19 protein-coding genes and 1 pseudogene are annotated in these 17,985 nt (G+C 38.8%); 8 read left to right on the top strand and 12 right to left on the bottom strand.

Annotated features, from left to right (window positions below; all coding sequences use genetic code 11):
* Window positions 1-101: 101 nt before the first annotated feature.
* Together CDG59_RS05870 and CDG59_RS05875 are read right to left on the bottom strand one after the other, a co-directional pair.
* Window positions 102-1,331, bottom strand: a complete 1,230-nt coding sequence (locus tag CDG59_RS05870; RefSeq protein WP_171294997.1) for an MFS transporter — start codon at window positions 1,329-1,331, stop codon at window positions 102-104.
* Window positions 1,332-1,679: 348 nt separating this feature from the next.
* Window positions 1,680-2,051: a hypothetical protein gene (locus CDG59_RS05875; protein ID WP_087544176.1), complete on the bottom strand. Its 372-nt coding sequence runs from the start codon at window positions 2,049-2,051 to the stop codon at window positions 1,680-1,682.
* Window positions 2,052-2,232: 181 nt separating this feature from the next.
* On the opposite strand from CDG59_RS05875, the gene CDG59_RS05880 reads away from it, so the two are divergent.
* The 3 genes from CDG59_RS05880 (at window position 2,233) to CDG59_RS05890 (ending at window position 4,131) form a co-directional block, all read left to right on the top strand.
* Entirely contained in the window at window positions 2,233-3,105 is an 873-nt protein-coding gene (locus CDG59_RS05880) for a DUF4349 domain-containing protein (protein WP_087544178.1), read from the top strand.
* Between the two features lie 108 nt (window positions 3,106-3,213).
* Window positions 3,214-3,804: an NAD(P)H-dependent oxidoreductase gene (locus CDG59_RS05885; protein WP_087544180.1), complete on the top strand. Its 591-nt coding sequence runs from the start codon at window positions 3,214-3,216 to the stop codon at window positions 3,802-3,804.
* 12 nt (window positions 3,805-3,816) lie between these two features.
* Complete coding sequence (locus CDG59_RS05890; RefSeq protein ID WP_087544182.1) at window positions 3,817-4,131, top strand: putative quinol monooxygenase; 315 nt, start codon at window positions 3,817-3,819, stop codon at window positions 4,129-4,131.
* Window positions 4,132-4,235: 104 nt separating this feature from the next.
* Here CDG59_RS05890 and CDG59_RS05895 read toward each other — a convergent pair whose 3' ends face one another.
* Both CDG59_RS05895 and CDG59_RS05905 read right to left on the bottom strand, forming a co-directional pair.
* Entirely contained in the window at window positions 4,236-4,997 is a 762-nt protein-coding gene (locus CDG59_RS05895) for a DNA polymerase beta superfamily protein (RefSeq protein ID WP_087544184.1), read from the bottom strand.
* 489 nt (window positions 4,998-5,486) lie between these two features.
* Window positions 5,487-6,896 (bottom strand): FAD-binding oxidoreductase, encoded by a 1,410-nt coding sequence (locus CDG59_RS05905; RefSeq protein WP_087544186.1) that lies wholly within the window; start codon window positions 6,894-6,896, stop codon window positions 5,487-5,489.
* Between the two features lie 358 nt (window positions 6,897-7,254).
* Here CDG59_RS05905 and serA point away from each other — a divergent pair, with 358 nt between their 5' ends.
* The 3 genes from serA to CDG59_RS05920 all read left to right on the top strand — a co-directional run bounded on the left by serA (window position 7,255) and on the right by CDG59_RS05920 (window position 10,426).
* Window positions 7,255-8,487 (top strand): phosphoglycerate dehydrogenase, encoded by a 1,233-nt coding sequence (serA, locus tag CDG59_RS05910; protein ID WP_005156478.1) that lies wholly within the window; start codon window positions 7,255-7,257, stop codon window positions 8,485-8,487.
* A gap of 109 nt (window positions 8,488-8,596) precedes the next feature.
* Window positions 8,597-9,466, top strand: coding sequence for an EamA family transporter (locus CDG59_RS05915; protein WP_087544187.1), 870 nt, complete (start codon window positions 8,597-8,599; stop codon window positions 9,464-9,466).
* Window positions 9,467-9,559: 93 nt separating this feature from the next.
* A complete protein-coding gene (locus tag CDG59_RS05920; RefSeq protein WP_087544188.1) occupies window positions 9,560-10,426 on the top strand; it encodes an EamA family transporter in 867 nt (288 codons plus the stop codon).
* 25 nt (window positions 10,427-10,451) lie between these two features.
* Here the strand turns inward: CDG59_RS05920 and CDG59_RS05925 are convergent, their stop codons facing one another.
* The 3 genes from CDG59_RS05925 to truB all read right to left on the bottom strand — a co-directional run bounded on the left by CDG59_RS05925 (window position 10,452) and on the right by truB (window position 12,736).
* Complete coding sequence (locus CDG59_RS05925) at window positions 10,452-10,910, bottom strand: hemerythrin domain-containing protein (RefSeq protein ID WP_087544189.1); 459 nt, start codon at window positions 10,908-10,910, stop codon at window positions 10,452-10,454.
* Window positions 10,911-11,060: 150 nt separating this feature from the next.
* Window positions 11,061-11,831, bottom strand: a complete 771-nt coding sequence (locus CDG59_RS05930; protein ID WP_087544190.1) for a sulfite exporter TauE/SafE family protein — start codon at window positions 11,829-11,831, stop codon at window positions 11,061-11,063.
* An 11-nt stretch (window positions 11,832-11,842) separates the two neighbouring features.
* On the bottom strand, window positions 11,843-12,736 hold the full coding sequence (truB, locus tag CDG59_RS05935; protein ID WP_004660218.1) for a tRNA pseudouridine(55) synthase TruB: 894 nt from the start codon (window positions 12,734-12,736) through the stop codon (window positions 11,843-11,845).
* 137 nt (window positions 12,737-12,873) lie between these two features.
* Between truB and CDG59_RS05940 the strand changes: the two genes are divergently transcribed.
* Together CDG59_RS05940 and CDG59_RS05945 are read left to right on the top strand one after the other, a co-directional pair.
* Complete coding sequence (locus CDG59_RS05940; protein ID WP_087544191.1) at window positions 12,874-13,917, top strand: lipase secretion chaperone; 1,044 nt, start codon at window positions 12,874-12,876, stop codon at window positions 13,915-13,917.
* A gap of 105 nt (window positions 13,918-14,022) precedes the next feature.
* Window positions 14,023-14,994 carry a lipase family alpha/beta hydrolase gene (locus CDG59_RS05945; RefSeq protein WP_087544230.1) on the top strand — a complete coding sequence of 324 codons (972 nt, stop codon included), beginning with the start codon at window positions 14,023-14,025 and terminating at the stop codon, window positions 14,992-14,994.
* A gap of 57 nt (window positions 14,995-15,051) precedes the next feature.
* On the opposite strand, the gene rplS is transcribed toward CDG59_RS05945, so the two are convergent.
* From rplS to CDG59_RS15750, 5 genes and pseudogenes are all read right to left on the bottom strand, one after another.
* Window positions 15,052-15,423, bottom strand: a complete 372-nt coding sequence (gene rplS / locus CDG59_RS05950; protein WP_004660214.1) for a 50S ribosomal protein L19 — start codon at window positions 15,421-15,423, stop codon at window positions 15,052-15,054.
* Between the two features lie 257 nt (window positions 15,424-15,680).
* Window positions 15,681-16,418, bottom strand: a complete 738-nt coding sequence (trmD, locus tag CDG59_RS05955) for a tRNA (guanosine(37)-N1)-methyltransferase TrmD (RefSeq protein WP_087544193.1) — start codon at window positions 16,416-16,418, stop codon at window positions 15,681-15,683.
* A 43-nt stretch (window positions 16,419-16,461) separates the two neighbouring features.
* Complete coding sequence (gene rimM, locus CDG59_RS05960; protein ID WP_005156501.1) at window positions 16,462-17,010, bottom strand: ribosome maturation factor RimM; 549 nt, start codon at window positions 17,008-17,010, stop codon at window positions 16,462-16,464.
* 16 nt (window positions 17,011-17,026) lie between these two features.
* The gene (gene rpsP, locus CDG59_RS05965; protein ID WP_087544231.1) at window positions 17,027-17,284 is read right to left on the bottom strand and encodes a 30S ribosomal protein S16; all 258 of its coding nucleotides are present in this window, start codon (window positions 17,282-17,284) and stop codon (window positions 17,027-17,029) included.
* 532 nt (window positions 17,285-17,816) lie between these two features.
* Window positions 17,817-17,925 (bottom strand): annotated as a pseudogene (locus CDG59_RS15750) (prepilin-type N-terminal cleavage/methylation domain-containing protein); the annotation flags it as partial.
* Window positions 17,926-17,985 lie beyond the last annotated feature (60 nt).

The raw sequence follows: 17,985 nt of genomic DNA on the forward strand, positions 1-17,985 counted from the left end.
AAGTATTTTAGGCACTGTGGGTATCTAAAAAGATATCCACAGTTTCGTGGATATTTTATGCAGCTACAAATGACTACACTATTGGTTCAGCATATTATTAATTAATTGATCCCCTCGGCTTTACGTTCTTGCATCACTTGTTTGAGCACAGCTCTTGGTTGCATAAACCAAAAACCGATCAAACTGACACTCGCTAATGCAAAAGCCCAAATATGGAAATGCGTATAAAGTACACGCACCAATTCTATAATCACAAAGAAACTCATCATCAATAGCATTGAAACAGCCGCAGCGACTGTCCCTTTGGATACTTCTGAAGACATTAATGCAAAACGATATAAAACTGAAAAACTAATCCCCTCTCCTAAGCTTATTAAGGTCATACCGATCAATAAACACGGCACTAGATAAGTTTGCCAAATCACACCTAATACCAGAAATAAGGTTCCGAGCAACATAATGGGTAGACCCATCAAAATCGTTTTACCTAGAGGAAAACAATCAATAATCTTAATCAGAATAATATTTCCCGCAATAAGCCCGAAAAATACAGGAAATTGCGCTAAACCATATTGCACACTACTGAGCTTTAACTCATCGACCAAGATAATGGGTGATAACGCAATCCACAGCATTAATGGCATCCCAACCAAAGGTAAAGCAATGCTTAACCCTAAGAAACGGCGATTGGTGAATACTTTTTTAAAATCATTAAAAATATAAATAAAAGGTTGTCTCGCTCGACGCTCTGGGGTTGCTGGCATAAATTTATTTAGACCAAACCAACTCAGGAATGAAACGATTGCAATCGCAACAAAACCCCAATACCAAGAGACATAATCAATCAGAAATGCACCAAGAACAGGCCCAAGTAATGGCGCAAGCAAGGAAATATTGGCCATTAATGCCATCACTTTAATGGCATCACGTTCCTCAAATGTTTCCTGAATTGCAGCATAACCCACTGCCGAAATGACCATAAGGCCAATTCCCTGTAAGAAACGTAAAGTCAGGAATTGTTGGATATTCTGCGTCAATAAGATGAGCAAACAACAGATGGTAAAGAAAGCCACGCCTGCCAATAATACCTTCTTACGTCCAAGACGATCTGAAAGAGGTCCAAGCAACCAAGCAACGCTTGTTCCACCCAATAAATAAAAAGACATGGAAGATGGTGCCCATGTTGCACTAACACCGAATTGTTCCGTAATCGCCAACATCGCTGGCTGGATTAAGTCATTACCGATATATACTGAAAATTCGAATAGCACTAAAGCTAATGGAAACATGAGCGTTATACGGTTTAACGTCATGCTTTGATTATTCGTCATCATGTTCTATTCACAAAAATAACCAATTCGCGTGCATCCATTTCCTTGAAAAAAAGAAAATAGATTCCGCACCACGTCATTTTATGGTTCTGATTTAAATTAAATTTTGATTTTCATGCAGTGAGAGCGCATGTAATAAATGTGGAAACACCATATTCACAAGGTGTATAAATTGCGTGAGATTCGTAAATATTTTACCTATCGTAAAAATTTACAAGAGCAACTTTAGCACTTTTTAAAAATGCCTGCAATTTAAGCAATAAAATGAATTGTGTGGATATGTGAATAACCAAAAAGTTATCCACATTTTTGTCTGTATTTTATCCAATACCAAATTACAGCTCAGGTTTAAGAGCACAATTCAAACTGGAATTTATTGGTATTGTCCCCTCTCACACACTGATAGCTTTGTTTTTTATTTACAATCTTCCAGACTTGTTGATCACGCTTTAACTCATATTCGGTACGAATAGCTGCAACAGAATCATCTAACTGCGTTTGCTCTACGGTAATCTCAGCATCTGTAGGATTTTCAGCACGATTAAATTGCTGATCAATTTTGAGATTAGTTTCATCATGAAATAAATTTGGTTGATCGAGTAAAACCGCATGTATTGCTGTACTTTTTTGTACCGCTGCTTGTTGCTGTGACTGTGCAATCGGCTGATTACATGCGGCTAAAAATAAGCTACACCCTAAAACCATCCAAATTTTATACATTTTGTACCTTTCCTATTTACCACATGCATTTATGCTACTATGCAAAACTGGATTTCAAAGCAACAAAATGTATGTGACTTATGAGAGATTTGTTGTATTGATCAATCATTTGAACATCATCACAAGTCAATAAAAAAACAAATTTTATAACATAAACATCACCGCGGATTAGCCATCACCAATGTCAGATTTAGCAAAAAAATTAGCAATTATTTTAGTCCTCAGTAGTACGATTGTCGGCTGTTCGAAAAAAGAAGAAGGTGCTGCAAGCGATGCATCTGTAGCGACAGAAAGTGCGGCGCCCAATAGTGAAACAATTCGAGCAAATGCAGCAAAAAACCCCGAACAGCTGGTAAGCACACAACAAAGTGCTCTCGAACAAAATCGGCAATTAATTAAAAGTGCTGAATTAAAATTTGAAGTGAACGATGTATTAAAAACCACATCTACACTTGAGCAACAGTTATTACAATACAATGGCTATATTGAGAATAAGCAAATTGACTATCAAGTGAGTGACCGTTCTCAACATGATCGTATCGATGGAACCGTGGATATTTATGAAAAAATCACGCCGACAGTACAACTGATGGTACGTATTCCAAATGATCAGGTGACAACATTTCTAAATCATTTACTGCCTTTAATGTTGAACTTTAATACACAAAGCTACGAAGCAAAACGTTATGAATTAAAACTGTTAGAAGAGAAACTCAATACAGCGAACCAAAGTAATAGCGCATCTAATGCAGTAAATAATCAATTACAACAGCTCACTGATTTAGAAGTGAAAGATCGCCTAGCGTATAGCACCATTCGTTTAGAATTTTTCCAACAGCCAAAAGTGCGTAAGAGTCATGACCTCAATATTCATCGTATTGCATCACTAGACAGCGATCCATTACTCACCCGAATAGCCGAAGCATTCAAAATTGGACTATCCTATTTTAAAGAAATGCTCATCTGGTTGATCCAATTTTGGGCGTTTTATATAGTGATTATTGCAATTTGGTTGATCCGTAAAGCTTATAAAACACGAAAACAGAACCCATAATTATTGATTTTTAGTCAATAGTATTTTGCTTATTTATACATTTTTACTCATGAATAGATTCTCTAAAATATATCCAAGTTTTAGAAATCTATTTTTGAGTTTAATTTTATGAGCAATATTTTAATTATTAATGGTGCTAAACAATTTGCTCACTCGAATGGTGAATTGAATGACACCCTGACTGACTTTTCCGAATCACATCTAAAAGCTTTAGGTCATACAGTACAAGTGACACGTACCGACAGTGACTATGACATCCAAGCCGAAATTGAAAAATATTTATGGGCAGATGTAGTGATCTATCAGATGCCAGGCTGGTGGATGGGCGCGCCATGGACCATGAAAAAATATATTGATGATATTTTTACGATTGGTCATGGTTCACTCTATGCCAGTGATGGACGTAGCCGTTCTGATGCATCGAAAAAATATGGTTCAGGTGGCTTGCTCCAAGATAAAAAATACATGTTGTCGTTGACATGGAATGCACCAATTGAAGCGTTCACTGATCCAGATCAATTCTTTCACGGCGTGGGTGTAGATGGCGTGTATTTAGCTTTCCATAAAGCCAATCAATTCTTGGGCATGGAATCATTACCTACATTTATCGTGAATGATGTAATCAAAATGCCCGATGTACCAAGCTACATCGAAGCGTACAAAGCCCATTTAGATCAGCTTTTTACGACGGCCCATTAAGAGAGAAATCCTATGTTGACGATTATTGCAGAAATTCAGACACATGCAGGTGCAGAACATCGCCAAGCAGTTTTAGATGCTTTCCAAAAAATCATTCCAACTGTACTGGCAGAGGATGGTTGTCATGGCTATGCGCCATTGATTGATCACCTGCCAGCGATTACTATGCAGACGCAAGATGAAAATAGCATTGTGATGTTAGAAAAATGGCAAAGTACTGCTCATCTCGAAGCACATATGCAAACTGCGCATATGCAGCAGCATTTTGAAGCAACCAAAGACCATGTTGCTGATGTGAAAATCCGTATTCTAAACAGTGGGATTTAATAGATAAAACCATTAACCTAAGTTCGACATTAAATATAATCTTCAGAAATGCGTTCACTGAATATTTAAGTCGAACTTAGATAATAAATAAGCGAATCATTTTATTAATAATAATACTGCTTCAAATGCCGACTATACTCCGTTAAATAACGCTCTAAGCCCTCTCGACGATCAGCTTTTTGCATCTCTTTAGTAGCCAATTGTTCAATCTTGGTTTCCAATAAATTCAGAATCGCGGCTTGTTCCACTTCAGGAAGTTGAGCTTTCTCTTTCTGCTGTTTTTTAATTTCTAAATAATCCTCTGCCCAATGACGTAATGGATCATGCTCAGAGACTTGCGCAAATAAATCGGTAATCAATAATTCAGGCATGACTTCTTGGGTTGCTAACTCTGCCGACATCAAACCACGAATTGAATAAAATACTTTCTTATAAGTAAAATTATCCGCAGTTTGCATCACTTTTATGCCACCTTTTGCCAGTGATAAATAATGATGATATAGCGCATTATAATCGATTCGCTCAAGTAATCCATCGCGAAAGGTTTTCCATTCTGGAAAAGCATTAAAATAAACGATATGTGCTCTGACCCATTCCAATACCGTTGGGTTACTTTTTGCCAATAAGCCAAACATTTTGTCGAGATCATAAGAAACGAAATCAAAATCACCGTCCATGATTTCAATCAAATCACGATACTTTTTATAATCAAAATATTGGTCTTTACTGGGTAAATGAAAACCACGCACATCATAGTCACTGTCAGGGCTAGCCATACCCCATAGACGACTCCCACTTTCAATATAAAATAGTGGAATATCTTGGCGTTGTTCGAATAGTTTTTCGATTTCTTGGTGAATGTTCATATTTCTCTCTAAGATTCGATTAAACAAGAATTTTATTATTTGTAACCTGTCAATTTGATTCTCTACCCTTAGTTTGTCCAATAAAAAATAGTATTTTTAATTTACTAGCTAAGTTAACCTATAACACATCAGTAAAATAGATAAGTCCTATCCGTTCATTTTTTAAGTTATGGAGCTCGTAATTCTTAAAGAAATTTAATTCTCCCTCATAACAAAGAAAATTTATCTCACAATGAATAAGCTCTCCTAATATCCATGAAGAGAAGTCTTTGAATATAAATGAACCGGAGTAAAATAAATTTCCAATTTTTACTCTCAACATAATACGCATACACTTTATATTATGTTCATTATAAAAATGATCAATATAGTCTCCATATACTTGATCACTCTCTAGATAAATATAAGCTTGAATTTTCATATTGGTTTTATAAAAAAAGCGCATCTTTCGATACGCTTTTAACAGAAATTCTTTTATTTAATCAAGCATTAAAGATCAAATAATTTCCCTGGGTTCATAATCCCATTCGGGTCAAACGCCAACTTCAATGCTTTCATATATTCAATTTCTTCAGGCGAACGTGAATATTCTAAATATGGTTTCTTAGTCATCCCTACACCATGCTCGGCAGAGATCGAACCATCATATTTTTTCACCGTCTCAAACACATATTTATTCACCACCTGACACTTCGCAAAAAACTCATCTTTAGTTAAGTTTTCAGGTTTTAAAATATTTAAGTGCAAGTTACCGTCACCAATATGACCGAACCAGCAGATTTCAAAGTCTGGATAGTTTTGTGAAACGATCGCATCAATTTCTGAGATAAACGCTGGTACATGCGTAATCAACACTGAAATGTCATTCTTATAAGGAATATACGGTGCAATTGACTCTGAAATATCTTCACGTAAACGCCATAAGCTTTGAGCTTGTTCTAAGCTTTGGCTCATTACGCCATCAATCACCCAACCTTGTTCCATACAATGCTCAAAAATCTGCATTGCTTTGTCCATGATCGGCTCATACGGCGCTTCAAATTCGAGTAATACATAAAATGGGCAAGTTGTTTCAAATGGACGTTGTACATGACCACGATCCAATACTTTTTGCATTGCCACTTCACCAAAGAACTCGAATGCAGTTAAGTCGATTTCTTTTTGGAAAGCATGTAATACAGGCATTACCGCTTCAAAGTCGGGCGTACCCAATACCATGACTTGTAGATTTTGTGGTTGACGCTCAAGTTTAATCTCAGCCTCAGTCACTAAACCTAATGTGCCTTCACCACCGATAAACAAATGCTGCAACGCATAACCCGTCGCATTCTTAATCATGCCTTTGTTTAAACGTAAAATATCGCCTTTACCCGTCACAACCGTTAAGCCAAGCACCCAGTTACGTGTCATACCGTATTTGATGACTTTAATACCGCCTGCATTGGTTCCGATATTTCCACCAATTTGACTAGAACCTGTAGATGCAAAATCAACTGGGTAATACATGCCTTGTTGTTCAGCATAATTTTGCAGTTGTTCAGTCACAACACCCGCTTGAACGCGAACCATACGATCTGCTGGCAAAAATTCTAAGATTTGATTCATCTTGTCAAAACTAATCACGATTTCGCCATTGTTCGCTACCGCACCAGCAGATAAACCTGTACGTCCACCCGATGGCGTAATCGCAACATTGAATTGATTGGCAAGTTTTACAATCGACTGAACTTGTTCAGTGCTTGATGGAAAAACGATGACTGATGGGTTCGGATCAAAATGTTTAGTATGATCTCGCCCCCAATTTTCTAAACTGTCAGCATCGGTTTTAATACGGTTTTCACCTACAATTGCCGTCAATTGAGTCAATAATTCAGGTGTCAAAGCGACTAAAGCATTCATCGTTTACAGGCCTAGCAAGAAGTAAATATAGGGCTTTTGGATGACAACATAATATCTTTCAAAACCTTACAAACAAAGGTCTGGAAACATCCAAAATATAGAAACGCTAGCGAAAGCATCAAACTTTCAATTGATCAGTTTGATTATCGTATTTCTTTATTTTACATGTAAGCAAGCGAGGGATAAAGCACAGGATGGCAATAGTGTCATAACAAAATGTGTATAAACCCTAAAATTCATTCGAAACTGAAAAAATTCTCAACATTTATGCTGAGCTAATTTTAAACGAAATATCTATATCTCAAAGCTCTATGCTATGATACTGCAACTAAATTTTGGCCTTTGTAGCGGAGCCGTAATGAGCCAACATCTATCACTACCTAAAGACAAAATCCGTTTCCTTTTGTTAGAAGGTGTGCACCAAAATGCCATCGATACATTAAACGCTGCGGGTTATACCAACATCGACTACCACAAAACTGCACTTGAAGGTGAAGCTTTAAAAGAAGCGATCAAAGATGCTCATTTTGTTGGTATTCGTTCGCGTACTCAATTGACTGAAGAAATCTTTGAAGCAGCGAATAAATTGATTGCGGTAGGTTGTTTCTGTATCGGTACCAACCAAGTCGATTTAAAAGCAGCGATGTCTCGTGGTATCCCTGTTTTCAACGCACCATATTCAAATACACGTTCGGTTGCAGAATTGGTTCTTGCTGAAGCAATTTTATTACTTCGTCGTGTACCTGAAAAATCAAAAGATACACATGCAGGCGGTTGGAACAAATCTGCGGTTGGTTCTTTTGAAACGCGTGGCAAGACTCTAGGTATTATTGGCTACGGTTCAATTGGTTCACAACTTTCAGTTTTAGCTGAAAGCTTAGGTATGAAAGTTTGCTATTATGATGCGGTAACTAAATTACCGTTAGGTAATGCACGCCAAGTGGGTTCATTGGATGAGCTTTTAGAAACTGCTGATGTAGTTTCTTTACACGTTCCAGATGTTCCTTCTACACGTAACTTCTTCAAAAAAGAACAGTTCGCAAAAATGAAAGAAGGTTCGATCTTCATTAATGCTGCACGTGGTACATGTGTCATCATTGAAGATTTGGCAGATGCGATTAAATCTGGTCACATTGCTGGTGCAGCGGTCGACGTATTCCCGAAAGAGCCAAAAGCAAATGGTGAAGAATTCCAGTCTCCACTTCGTGGCTTAGACAACGTGATTTTAACACCACACGTGGGTGGTTCTACGATGGAAGCGCAAGCAAACATCGGTTTAGAAGTTGCTGAAAAATTCGTTGCGTATTCAGATAAAGGTATGACACTTTCTGCGGTGAACTTCCCAGAAATCGCATTACCACTTTCTGATGGTCAACATCGTTTACTTCACATCCACAAAAACGTTCCTGGTGTATTGTCTAAGATCAATACATTGTTCGCTGAACAAGGAATCAACATCTCTGGTCAATCTTTAATGACTAAAGGTGATATCGGTTACTTGGTAATGGATGTTGATGCTTCTGCATCTCAAGAAGCTTTGGATACTCTACATAATGTAGAAGGTACAATCCGAGTACGTGTATTGTTCTAATTTAGACAATTCACTCAAAAGCCACGGCACTTGCTGTGGCTTTTTTATTCGCATTTGAATTATTATGTGAATAATACACCAATTGTTCAAATAATAAGTTGCTTCTCTAATGTTAAAAACCCCACTTCATGCCTTATTGTTATTAATGATTGCCATGTTGTGTGTACAAGGAAGCGGTTCTTTAGCCAAAATTTTATTTCAAAGTTTTCCAGTATTGACCGTATCCGCAATCCGCCTATGTTTTGGTGCGATCATTTTGGCAATTATTTTTAAAATTTGGACCATCAATTTTAAAGCTGTTCGTTGGAAAGCCATTCTCAGCTATGGTTTTGCACTTGCTGGAATGAATGCCTTGTTTTATTTATCACTAGAGCGTTTACCTTTGGGCTTAGCGGTTGCCTTTGAGTTTATCGGCCCTTTAAGTGTTGCACTATTTCATGCACGACAGCGCTATGATTTTATTTGGGTGGGTTGCGCCATTCTGGGTTTGGTATTGCTATTTCCTCTACGACAAGCACAACAACATTTAGATTTAGTCGGTGTATTTTTCGCTGTGGCTGCGGGTGCATGTTGGGCGCTATACATTATCGCAGGTCAAAAACCATCAGGTATTTCAGGTAATCATACCGTTTGTTTAGGCATGAGTATTGGTATGCTGTGTTTATTGCCCTTCGCACTCGCTGCTGGTGCCATCGATCGAGTGTTTGAACTGCCCAATTTATACTATTTTATTGGGCTTGCGATTTTAGCCAGTGCCTTACCTTTTACGCTAGAAATGATTGCATTACGCAGTTTAACCCCACTCAGCTTTGGTACTTTGATGAGCTTAGAACCCGCTGTCGCAGCACTCTCAGGCTTCATCTTTTTGGGTGAAACTTTGCTTTGGAATCAATGGCTGGCTTTAGCAACGATTATAGCTGCATCGATCGGTTGTACATTTACCACTCAACATGCTCGACAGCAAAAAGTGAATAAATAAAATGAAAGCGTTCCATCACGATGTACCGTCTTCAACTTATAATCAAACCACCTATCTTGTAGGTATTTTTTACTTTGCTTTTGTAGATCTTCCATGAAAAATATCCAGTTGGTCGCGGTGCTGTACATGGTTCTTTCCATGGTGTCTTATCAAATCAGTGCTTCATTTGCTAAACAACTGATTGCAACACTTGATCCGCTTACAGTCACAATATTACGCCTGTGTTTTGCGACTATTCTAGTTACCATCATGTTCCGCTCATGGAAAGTGATCGCTAAACTGAAATACCTAAAATGGCGAGATTTACTGCTATATAGCGCTTCTTTGGGCTGTATGAATATCTTGTTTTATAGCTCTTTAGGCAAACTACCTCAAGGGATTGCTGTAGGTCTAGAATTCATCGGTCCTTTAGGATTGGCACTACTATCAATCAAACAGCGCAGTGATTATATTTGGGTGGTTTTTGCTATCTTAGGAATCGCATTAATGGTTCCTTGGCACGATGCGAACTCGGAAAATTTCTCCTATTTTGGAGCTGCTTGCGCTTTAGGTGCTGGACTCTTTTGGGCCTTGTATATTTATTTTGGGCATCGCGTGGTACAACAAAATATTGGGATGCATGCGCTTACTATTGCGATTGGTTTGTCTGCACTGACCTTATTACCATTCGGACTTTGGAACAACACGCCTGCCTTAATCGATACGCAATATTGGGGCAAAGCCCTAGTGATTGCAGTATTAGCCACCGCCATTCCCTATGCACTCGATCTCATGGCACTAAAACGTTTAAGTAAACTCAGCTATGGTACGCTTTCAAGCCTTGCACCTGCGCTTGCTGCTTTAGCAGGACTCGTGTTACTGCATGAACAAATTAGCTTCATCCAGTGGATCGCACTTGCATGTATCATGATTGCATCGATTGGCGTGACCTTACGTGCTGAAAAATCTCGAACACAGTAAGAGCACTCCTTTCTGCTCATTTTCGTTATAACGAAAATGAGCGATCTGCATTTTTATATTTCTGATATTCAGTAAGATATTTTTTACCTAGTTTTTCCTTTTCATCATCCTCTAATATTTTTCCAGCCTGTTGGAAAAATTTATGTTCCTCTTCCTTTAAATGATGATGGACTTTTTCACTTAATTGTTTTGCTGTCGCTAACCAACTCGGATTACTCATATCAGTTTCTTCTAATTTTTCAAGCAGTTCATCCATTTCATGATGCTCAGATAAAGCATGGCGGGTAATGTCTAAACCCACATCATCAAACATTAGAGGAATATATAAATAACGGTCTTCGGCAACTGAATGCGCATAGAGTTCATTCTTAAGCTGTTTAAATAAATCTTCCCTTTCTTGAGTATGTCCGCTGGTCTGAATTAATCGTTCAGCTAAGTTACGTTGTTGTTCGTGGCTTTCTCTGAGTGCCTCAAATATATTCATTCTTTACCTCTGCGATGGCTAGCATAATCAACACTTACTTCAATTCTTATCTAGTTGATCTGTTTGGCTGAGCTTTCATATTAAAAAATGATACTTTTTTAAACAGCGATGTTTGCGTAGGTTTTTGTATGGAAAATTTATTTTTATAGATTAAACTGCAACAAAGATTTGATAAGCCAACCGACAAATTAAAATACTGACCAAAATCAAAAATAAAATACGAATAAAACCACTACCGTATTTCAAAGCCAAACGTACACCCAATAATGAACCTGCAATATTGGCAGCCGCCATCATAAAACCAAGCTGAAAGAAGATATGCCCTGCGGGAATAAAGAAGCTCAGTGCCGCCAGATTAGTCATAAAATTGCCAATCTTGGATAATGCAGAAGCATGTAAAAAATCGACTTGAAGAAAGCGAATAAAAAAGAAGATAAAGAAGCTACCTGTACCTGGACCAAAGATTCCATCATAGAAACCAATCGCTAAACTACCTAATGCGGCAAAAAATAATAATTTTGGTGTGATGTGTTGATCAACATGTACTTGCCCAAATTGCTTTTTCATAAAGGTATAAATCGCAATCACAATCAGCATGACTAAGACAATCGGTCTTAATATATGAGTAGGCACCAATGAAACGCAGGCTGCACCTACATACGCACTGACAAAAGCAAAAATTGCGATCACCCATAATAATGACCACTGCAACTTTACTCGACGTACAAATGAAAAAGCTGCTGAACCCGTTCCAAAAATAGAGGCAAGTTTATTTGTTCCAAATAATGTTGCAGGAGCCGTTTGTGGTAATGCACCCATTAATGCTGGAATCTGAATTAACCCACCACCACCAACTGCCGCATCAATGGTTCCCGCACAAAATGCAAAGAACACTAGACTCAGAATCAGCTCCCATTCCATCAACACTAACTCTATAAATTCAACAAACGTTTTGGCACAAGACGCTTTTTATCTGTAATTTCAGCTAAGCCTAAACAACGCTCACCATCGAATACCAATACTTCAGCAGCAGCTTCGTGCTCAATATTACTTTCTTGACCATTACCAAAATATTTTTCACGCCCTTCGGGTAATTGAACCCGTGGAAAATGCTCAACAGGTGCATAAACAGGCAACAATAATGCATCCCGCTGTTCCTGAGTAAGCCCTTCTAAATATTCGATGGTATAACTTGGATTAATCTCAAAATGACCTGTTTGAGTACGATGTAATTTTGTTAAATGTCCACCGCAGCCCAAAGCTTCACCAATATCTTCACCTAACACTCGGATGTAAGTTCCTTTAGAACACGTCACATCTAAGGTCAAACTGTCTTCTGTAAAACTTAAAAGCTTGAGTTCATAAATAGTGACTGGGCGCGCTTCACGCTCAATTTCAATTCCTTGGCGCGCTAACTCATACAAAGGGCGACCTTCTCGTTTCAGTGCCGAATACATCGGTGGCACTTGCTTGATATCACCACGAAACTGTTCTAGAACCTGTTCAATATTAGCTTCAGTTAATGCGGGCACATCTCTTTGTTGAAGAATTTCCCCTTCAACATCACCCGTAGCAGTTGTTTGTCCAAGTTTTACTGTTGTTTGATAACGCTTGGTAGAATCCAATAAATAATGCGAAAACTTGGTTGCCTCCCCTAAGCAAATCGGCAATAAACCTGTTGCAAGCGGATCTAAAGCACCTGTATGTCCTGCTTTCTGTGCATTAAAAAGTCGACGTACTTTTTGAAGTGCGGAATTGGAACTTAAACCCAAGGGCTTATTAAGCAAAAAAACACCACTCAGATGGCGATAAGAACTTTTTTTCATAAATGAAAAGTCAAAGTATAAAACGGTATTTTATCAAAACTATTCATCGGATTTTTAAAAATTAAACGCTCAAAAAAACAACATTTATGATAAATTCATATTCGTTTCCGAAATTAAAAGCAAATGGATTATGCTTAATGAATAAAAATGGAAAAAAAATAGCATTATTATGTAGCTTATTGATCATTTCAGCAGTCACGCTGAGTGTATTGTATTGGTTATATCCAAATCAGTCTCAGCAATCACTTGATTCAACTGATGAATATAGCAACAACAGTAATCCATCACAGCTGCATAAGAGTCCAAAGAATATCAATCAACTCGATACTTCTTTTAATAGCACCAGCCAAATGGATACTGAGATTGACTGCAAATTACAATTCAATAGCGCTCAGCATTTAATTGTGAATGAACGCACGCGGAATTGTTTTGAGTATTTTATTTCTCAATACGGCGAGCGAAATATTGATGAAATTCGGCATAACTTTCAGCTTTATATCGCTAAAACATTTCAAGCTTCACAACAACAGCAGATTTTAGCCTTGTGGTCACGCTATGTAGATTATCGCAAAGAGCTGAGTAAGTTACAGGTGCAACAGCCTGCTCAGGAAAGCTATCAATATTTTCAAACTATTTTTAATTCGATGCATGATTTAAAGCAGCGTTTTTTTTCAAATACCGAAATTGAGGGACTGTTTGGATCAGAGGATATCTATCAACAATACACCCTTGATCGCATGAAAATTCTAGAAAATAACGGATTAGATGCATCAGCGAAAGCAAAACAACTACAACAACGTTTTGAGCAGCTTCCTCAAGATTGGCAAGATAACCTCAGAGATTTATCTAAGCTCGATGATTTACATTCATTAACTGCACAAATCAAGGCCAGAAATGGTTCAGCGCAGGAACTTCGGGATATGCGGGTCAATCTGGTTGGAGAGGCAGCCACCCAACGTTTAGAGCAGCTTGATCAACAACGTTCTGACTGGAAGCAACGCGTACAATCCTATCTTGATGAGCGTAAAACCATTGTAGATAGCAATATGAGCACTTCAGCCAAGGATCAAGCCATTCAACAGCTCAAACAACAACAGTTCCAGTCTCCACAGGAACAGCAACGTCTACAAACATTTGAAACGGTTCATGACCAAGGAGGAACCTTACCTTTTAGCAACTAGGAACACGTAATACAAGACATTGAAATAATGCGATTTAGCAAGGATGCAATGTCAGTTCGCAAGAACATCAAGACCCTGATGAAAACAAAAATCGAGAGAAATATCATGCAAAAACTAATCCGCTGTCTTGCACTATCTATGATAGCAATGAGCGTATCAACAAGCTACGCATCAAACGCAACACAAGTTACAGGTACGGCCTCCTCTACTTATGCAAAAACCAAATATCCGATGGTCTTTGTACATGGTGTCGCAGGTTTTTCACGTGTAGGAAGTGATCCTCTAGGAGTTGATTACTGGCATCAAATCCTACCTGACCTTGCTCGTAATGGTGCAAATGTCTGGGCGACAAGACTTTCACCTTTTAACTCAAATGAAATTCGTGGTGAACAACTCGCGCAACAAGTTGAAGAAATTATTGCAATTACTGGACAACCTAAAGTTAATTTAATTGGTCATAGCCAAGGTGGTCCAACGATCCGTTACGTGGCTGGCATTATGCCAAATAAAGTTGCCTCATTAACCAGTGTAAGCGGAACCCATAAAGGCTCACCCGTTGCCAGTTTGATTATGAATGTAGATGGTACTATCTTAGGTACAGCTGGCTCTGCCGTCGTGAACTTTTTCTCAGGAGCGATTACATGGTCACAAGGACTTAATCCAAAAAGCTATCCTCACGATGCTTTAGCCGCTGGACGTAGTATTTCAGTAGAAGGTTCAACCAAATTCAATACACGATTCCCAATGGGCGTACCAACTACAACATGTGGCGAAGGTAATTATCAAGAGAAAGGAATATATATGTATTCATTCTCAGGGACTCAAGCCGTCACAAACATTCTTGACCCTCTTGATCCCCTATTTGCAGGTACGAGCCTAATTGTCGATATTAAAGGAGATAATGATGGTATGGTAAGCCGTTGTAGCGCTAAGTTTGGACGTACAATTAGAGATAATCTCCCTTGGAATCATGCAGATGAAGTGAATCAGGTTTTAGGTTTGAAATCACTGTTTGCACCTGATCCAATTGATATTTATCGTCAACATGCCAATCGACTAAAATTACAAGGACTATAGAGCAGACATAAAAAAATGCGCCAAAGGCGCATTTTTTGCTTTACAACAAAGTTAAAATTAACCTTGTTTACGAGCTGGTAACTTTTCACGAATACGTGCAGCTTTACCAGACAACTCGCGTAGGTAGTAAAGTTTAGCACGACGAACGTCACCACGACGTTTCACTTCGATTTTAGCAACGATTGGAGAGTGAGTTTGGAAAACACGCTCAACACCAACACCGCTAGAAATTTTACGAACTGTGAAAGCAGAGTTCAAACCACGATTTTTCTTCGCGATTACAACACCTTCAAATGCTTGAAGACGCTCACGGTCACCCTCTTTTACTTTTACTTGAACGATAACAGTGTCACCAGGAGCAAAAGCAGGGATATCAGTTTTTAACTGTGCATTTTCAACAGCTTGAACTAAAGGATGTTTACCACTCATTGTGGAATCTCCAATATGTGCGGGAGAGAAGAGGTCTCTTACACCGCTGAGGATAGAGGCTAAAACGCATATCGCTCGTTTAACTTTCCCTTTAAAGCAAAATTACCCTAAAGAGCCTATTTTCAACTTAAACTCAGTTTAAGTAGTAACTCGAAGCAAAGCTTCTCGTTTGGTATGAGGGAAAACAACATTTATATTTGTTTATCCCCCTGCAAAAGCATAGCTTTTGCCTTGCGCTCAGGCAAAGCGTCGCTTTCCTAATCTTTGCTCATTAGCCATTTTTTTTGCTGTTTAGTCAACTCAACTTTTTCCACCAACTCTGGTCGACGATCTAAAGTTCGTTGATAACGCTGTAAAAAACGCCATTTCGCAATATTGGCATGATGTCCTGATTTAAGTACCTCAGGCACATCCAACCCTTCGAAATGGTCTGGCTTGGTATATTGTGGACAATCCAGTAAACCATCCACAAAAGAATCTTGGATCGCAGATTGCTCGTCAGACATGACATTTGGCAATCGACGAATAATACTATCAAGCAACACCATCGCTGGCAGTTCACCACCCGATAAAACGTAATCCCCAATTGACCATTCTTGATCAACATAATGCTGGATTAAACGCTCATCAACCCCTTCATAACGCCCACACAATACAATCAAACCGTCATAATCAACGAATTGTTGTACTGCCTGTTCATTTAAGGTTTTGCCTTGCGGTGACATATACACCACTGGCGCTTGAACACAGCCTGCTTGTATTGCAAGTTGTTTAGCATGGGTAATTGCTTTTGCCAAAGGCTCAGCCATCATGACCATACCAGGACCACCACCGAAAGGACGCTCATCCACTCGTTTGTAGTTGCCCTCTGCAAAATCTCTTGGATTTATGCAAGTGACTTGCACAATATCTTTTTTTGTTGCTCTTCCGCTAATGCCATATGCCGTAATTGCTTCAAACATTTCAGGAAATAATGTGATGACTGCAAAAAACATCGCAGACTCCTCTATTCCTGCTGCGCTACTATTCCAAAAAGGATTAGTAGTCTACGCCCCAATTGACGTAAATACGACCAGCTTCAAGATCAACGCGTTGTACCACATCTTTATGCCAAGGAATCATTCGCTCTTCAGCATCAATGCTATCAGGTGTCGCTTTCACAACCATGACATCATTAGCACCGGTTTCAAACAGTTCGTAGATTTGACCGAGATTCACTTCTTGTTCTTCATCATCAAGACCTAAGACTGTTAGACCTTTAAGATCAGACCAGTAGTACTCGTCTACATCTGCTTTAGGAAGCTGTGATTTGGCAATCCAGATATTTGCACCAACTAAGTTTTCTGCACCTGTGCGATCATTCACGCCTTTTAATGCAACAACCAAGCCTTTGCCATGTGGTTTCCAACGTTTTACATCTATGGTTTGCCAACCTGCCTTGGTCTCAATATACCAAGGAAGGTAGTCAAACATATTGCTCATAGGTTCAGTATTGGAGTAAACCCAGAGCCACCCATTCAATCCATAAGCTGAACGTAACTGTCCAATCTGAATACGATCTTCTGGCACATTCTGTGTTGATGTCATGGGCTACCTACTACAATTATGCAGTAGTTGCAGCTTTTTTAGCTTGAGCAGCTAAAGAAGCAACACGTTCTGAAGGTTGAGCACCTTGAGAAATCCAGTGTGCAAAACGGTCAGCATCTAAACGAACTTTTTCAGCTTTACCTTGTGCAGTTGGGTTAAAGAAACCAATACGTTCGATGAAACGACCGTCACGTGCGTTACGGCTATCAGTCACAACGATTTGATAGAATGGGCGTTTTTTTGCACCACCGCGCGCTAAACGAATAACAACCATGAGAACAACCTTATAATTTTTACGGATTATCCCTGCGCCGACCATCGGCAACACTTCAAACCCCTTTCATAGAGGGCGGTATTTTACGTTATATTTGCTCTGAAAGAAAGATTAATTTTAGACTTATCCACAACCTTGAATTTAATCTTTATGGTATTTGCATTTACCAGTCTTCCGAATTGCTGCCACAATCATTGGCCGTAATACTGGCTGCTGTCTTGGTTTTGCATTTAAAGCCTATACTTGTTAATAATGCAGAATAATTTCGGGGGCTTTCGCGTACAGCTTTTAGTGACCAATTTTGTGAGTTTATAGTGAGGGTCAATGTAAATTTCTGATCGCTCGTTAATTTGTTCAATGGCAGCAATAAGTCGTATTGGTCGCATTCGGAACATCAAAATAAGACCCCTTGTGGTCGATGTGCCTTTTAGCACAAAGCCATCATAGCTAAAGTTACGTGCACGGTGCTGCTCTAACAGGGCAGAAATTTTTTGCATTTCCTGTTGTGCCGTGGATAAGTCTGCACGGCGGATATAAGTGTCATAACTTGGGATCGCAATCGCCGCGATAATCGCAACGATTGCAACCCTGATCATCAACTCTATCAGGGTAAAACCTGAAGCTTGATTCAATCGAAGCATGCTCCTATCCAGTGAATTACGCTCATCAGGACAGAAGCACTGTTCGAAAGAGTAATTCTT

The organism is Acinetobacter sp. WCHA29, assembly GCF_002165335.1.
GTDB lineage: Bacteria > Pseudomonadota > Gammaproteobacteria > Pseudomonadales > Moraxellaceae > Acinetobacter.

What these genes read in the sequence shown, in the direction of transcription:
- rpsP (WP_087544231.1), bottom strand. Translation starts at nt 17,284, where the DNA reads ATGGTTGTTATTCGTTTAGCGCGCGGTGGTGCAAAAAAACGCCCATTC.
- serA (WP_005156478.1), top strand. Translation starts at nt 7,255, where the DNA reads ATGAGCCAACATCTATCACTACCTAAAGACAAAATCCGTTTCCTTTTG.
- CDG59_RS05895 (WP_087544184.1), bottom strand. Translation starts at nt 4,997, where the DNA reads ATGAACATTCACCAAGAAATCGAAAAACTATTCGAACAACGCCAAGAT.
- CDG59_RS05945 (WP_087544230.1), top strand. Translation starts at nt 14,023, where the DNA reads ATGCAAAAACTAATCCGCTGTCTTGCACTATCTATGATAGCAATGAGC.
- trmD (WP_087544193.1), bottom strand. Translation starts at nt 16,418, where the DNA reads ATGTTTTTTGCAGTCATCACATTATTTCCTGAAATGTTTGAAGCAATT.
- CDG59_RS05885 (WP_087544180.1), top strand. Translation starts at nt 3,214, where the DNA reads ATGAGCAATATTTTAATTATTAATGGTGCTAAACAATTTGCTCACTCG.
- CDG59_RS05905 (WP_087544186.1), bottom strand. Translation starts at nt 6,896, where the DNA reads ATGAATGCTTTAGTCGCTTTGACACCTGAATTATTGACTCAATTGACG.
- CDG59_RS05930 (WP_087544190.1), bottom strand. Translation starts at nt 11,831, where the DNA reads ATGGAATGGGAGCTGATTCTGAGTCTAGTGTTCTTTGCATTTTGTGCG.
- rimM (WP_005156501.1), bottom strand. Translation starts at nt 17,010, where the DNA reads ATGACATCAACACAGAATGTGCCAGAAGATCGTATTCAGATTGGACAG.
- CDG59_RS05875 (WP_087544176.1), bottom strand. Translation starts at nt 2,051, where the DNA reads ATGTATAAAATTTGGATGGTTTTAGGGTGTAGCTTATTTTTAGCCGCA.
- CDG59_RS05890 (WP_087544182.1), top strand. Translation starts at nt 3,817, where the DNA reads ATGTTGACGATTATTGCAGAAATTCAGACACATGCAGGTGCAGAACAT.
- CDG59_RS05925 (WP_087544189.1), bottom strand. Translation starts at nt 10,910, where the DNA reads ATGAATATATTTGAGGCACTCAGAGAAAGCCACGAACAACAACGTAAC.
- CDG59_RS05880 (WP_087544178.1), top strand. Translation starts at nt 2,233, where the DNA reads ATGTCAGATTTAGCAAAAAAATTAGCAATTATTTTAGTCCTCAGTAGT.
- CDG59_RS05915 (WP_087544187.1), top strand. Translation starts at nt 8,597, where the DNA reads ATGTTAAAAACCCCACTTCATGCCTTATTGTTATTAATGATTGCCATG.
- CDG59_RS05870 (WP_171294997.1), bottom strand. Translation starts at nt 1,331, where the DNA reads ATGACGAATAATCAAAGCATGACGTTAAACCGTATAACGCTCATGTTT.
- CDG59_RS05920 (WP_087544188.1), top strand. Translation starts at nt 9,560, where the DNA reads ATGAAAAATATCCAGTTGGTCGCGGTGCTGTACATGGTTCTTTCCATG.
- rplS (WP_004660214.1), bottom strand. Translation starts at nt 15,423, where the DNA reads ATGAGTGGTAAACATCCTTTAGTTCAAGCTGTTGAAAATGCACAGTTA.
- CDG59_RS05940 (WP_087544191.1), top strand. Translation starts at nt 12,874, where the DNA reads ATGAATAAAAATGGAAAAAAAATAGCATTATTATGTAGCTTATTGATC.
- truB (WP_004660218.1), bottom strand. Translation starts at nt 12,736, where the DNA reads ATGAAAAAAAGTTCTTATCGCCATCTGAGTGGTGTTTTTTTGCTTAAT.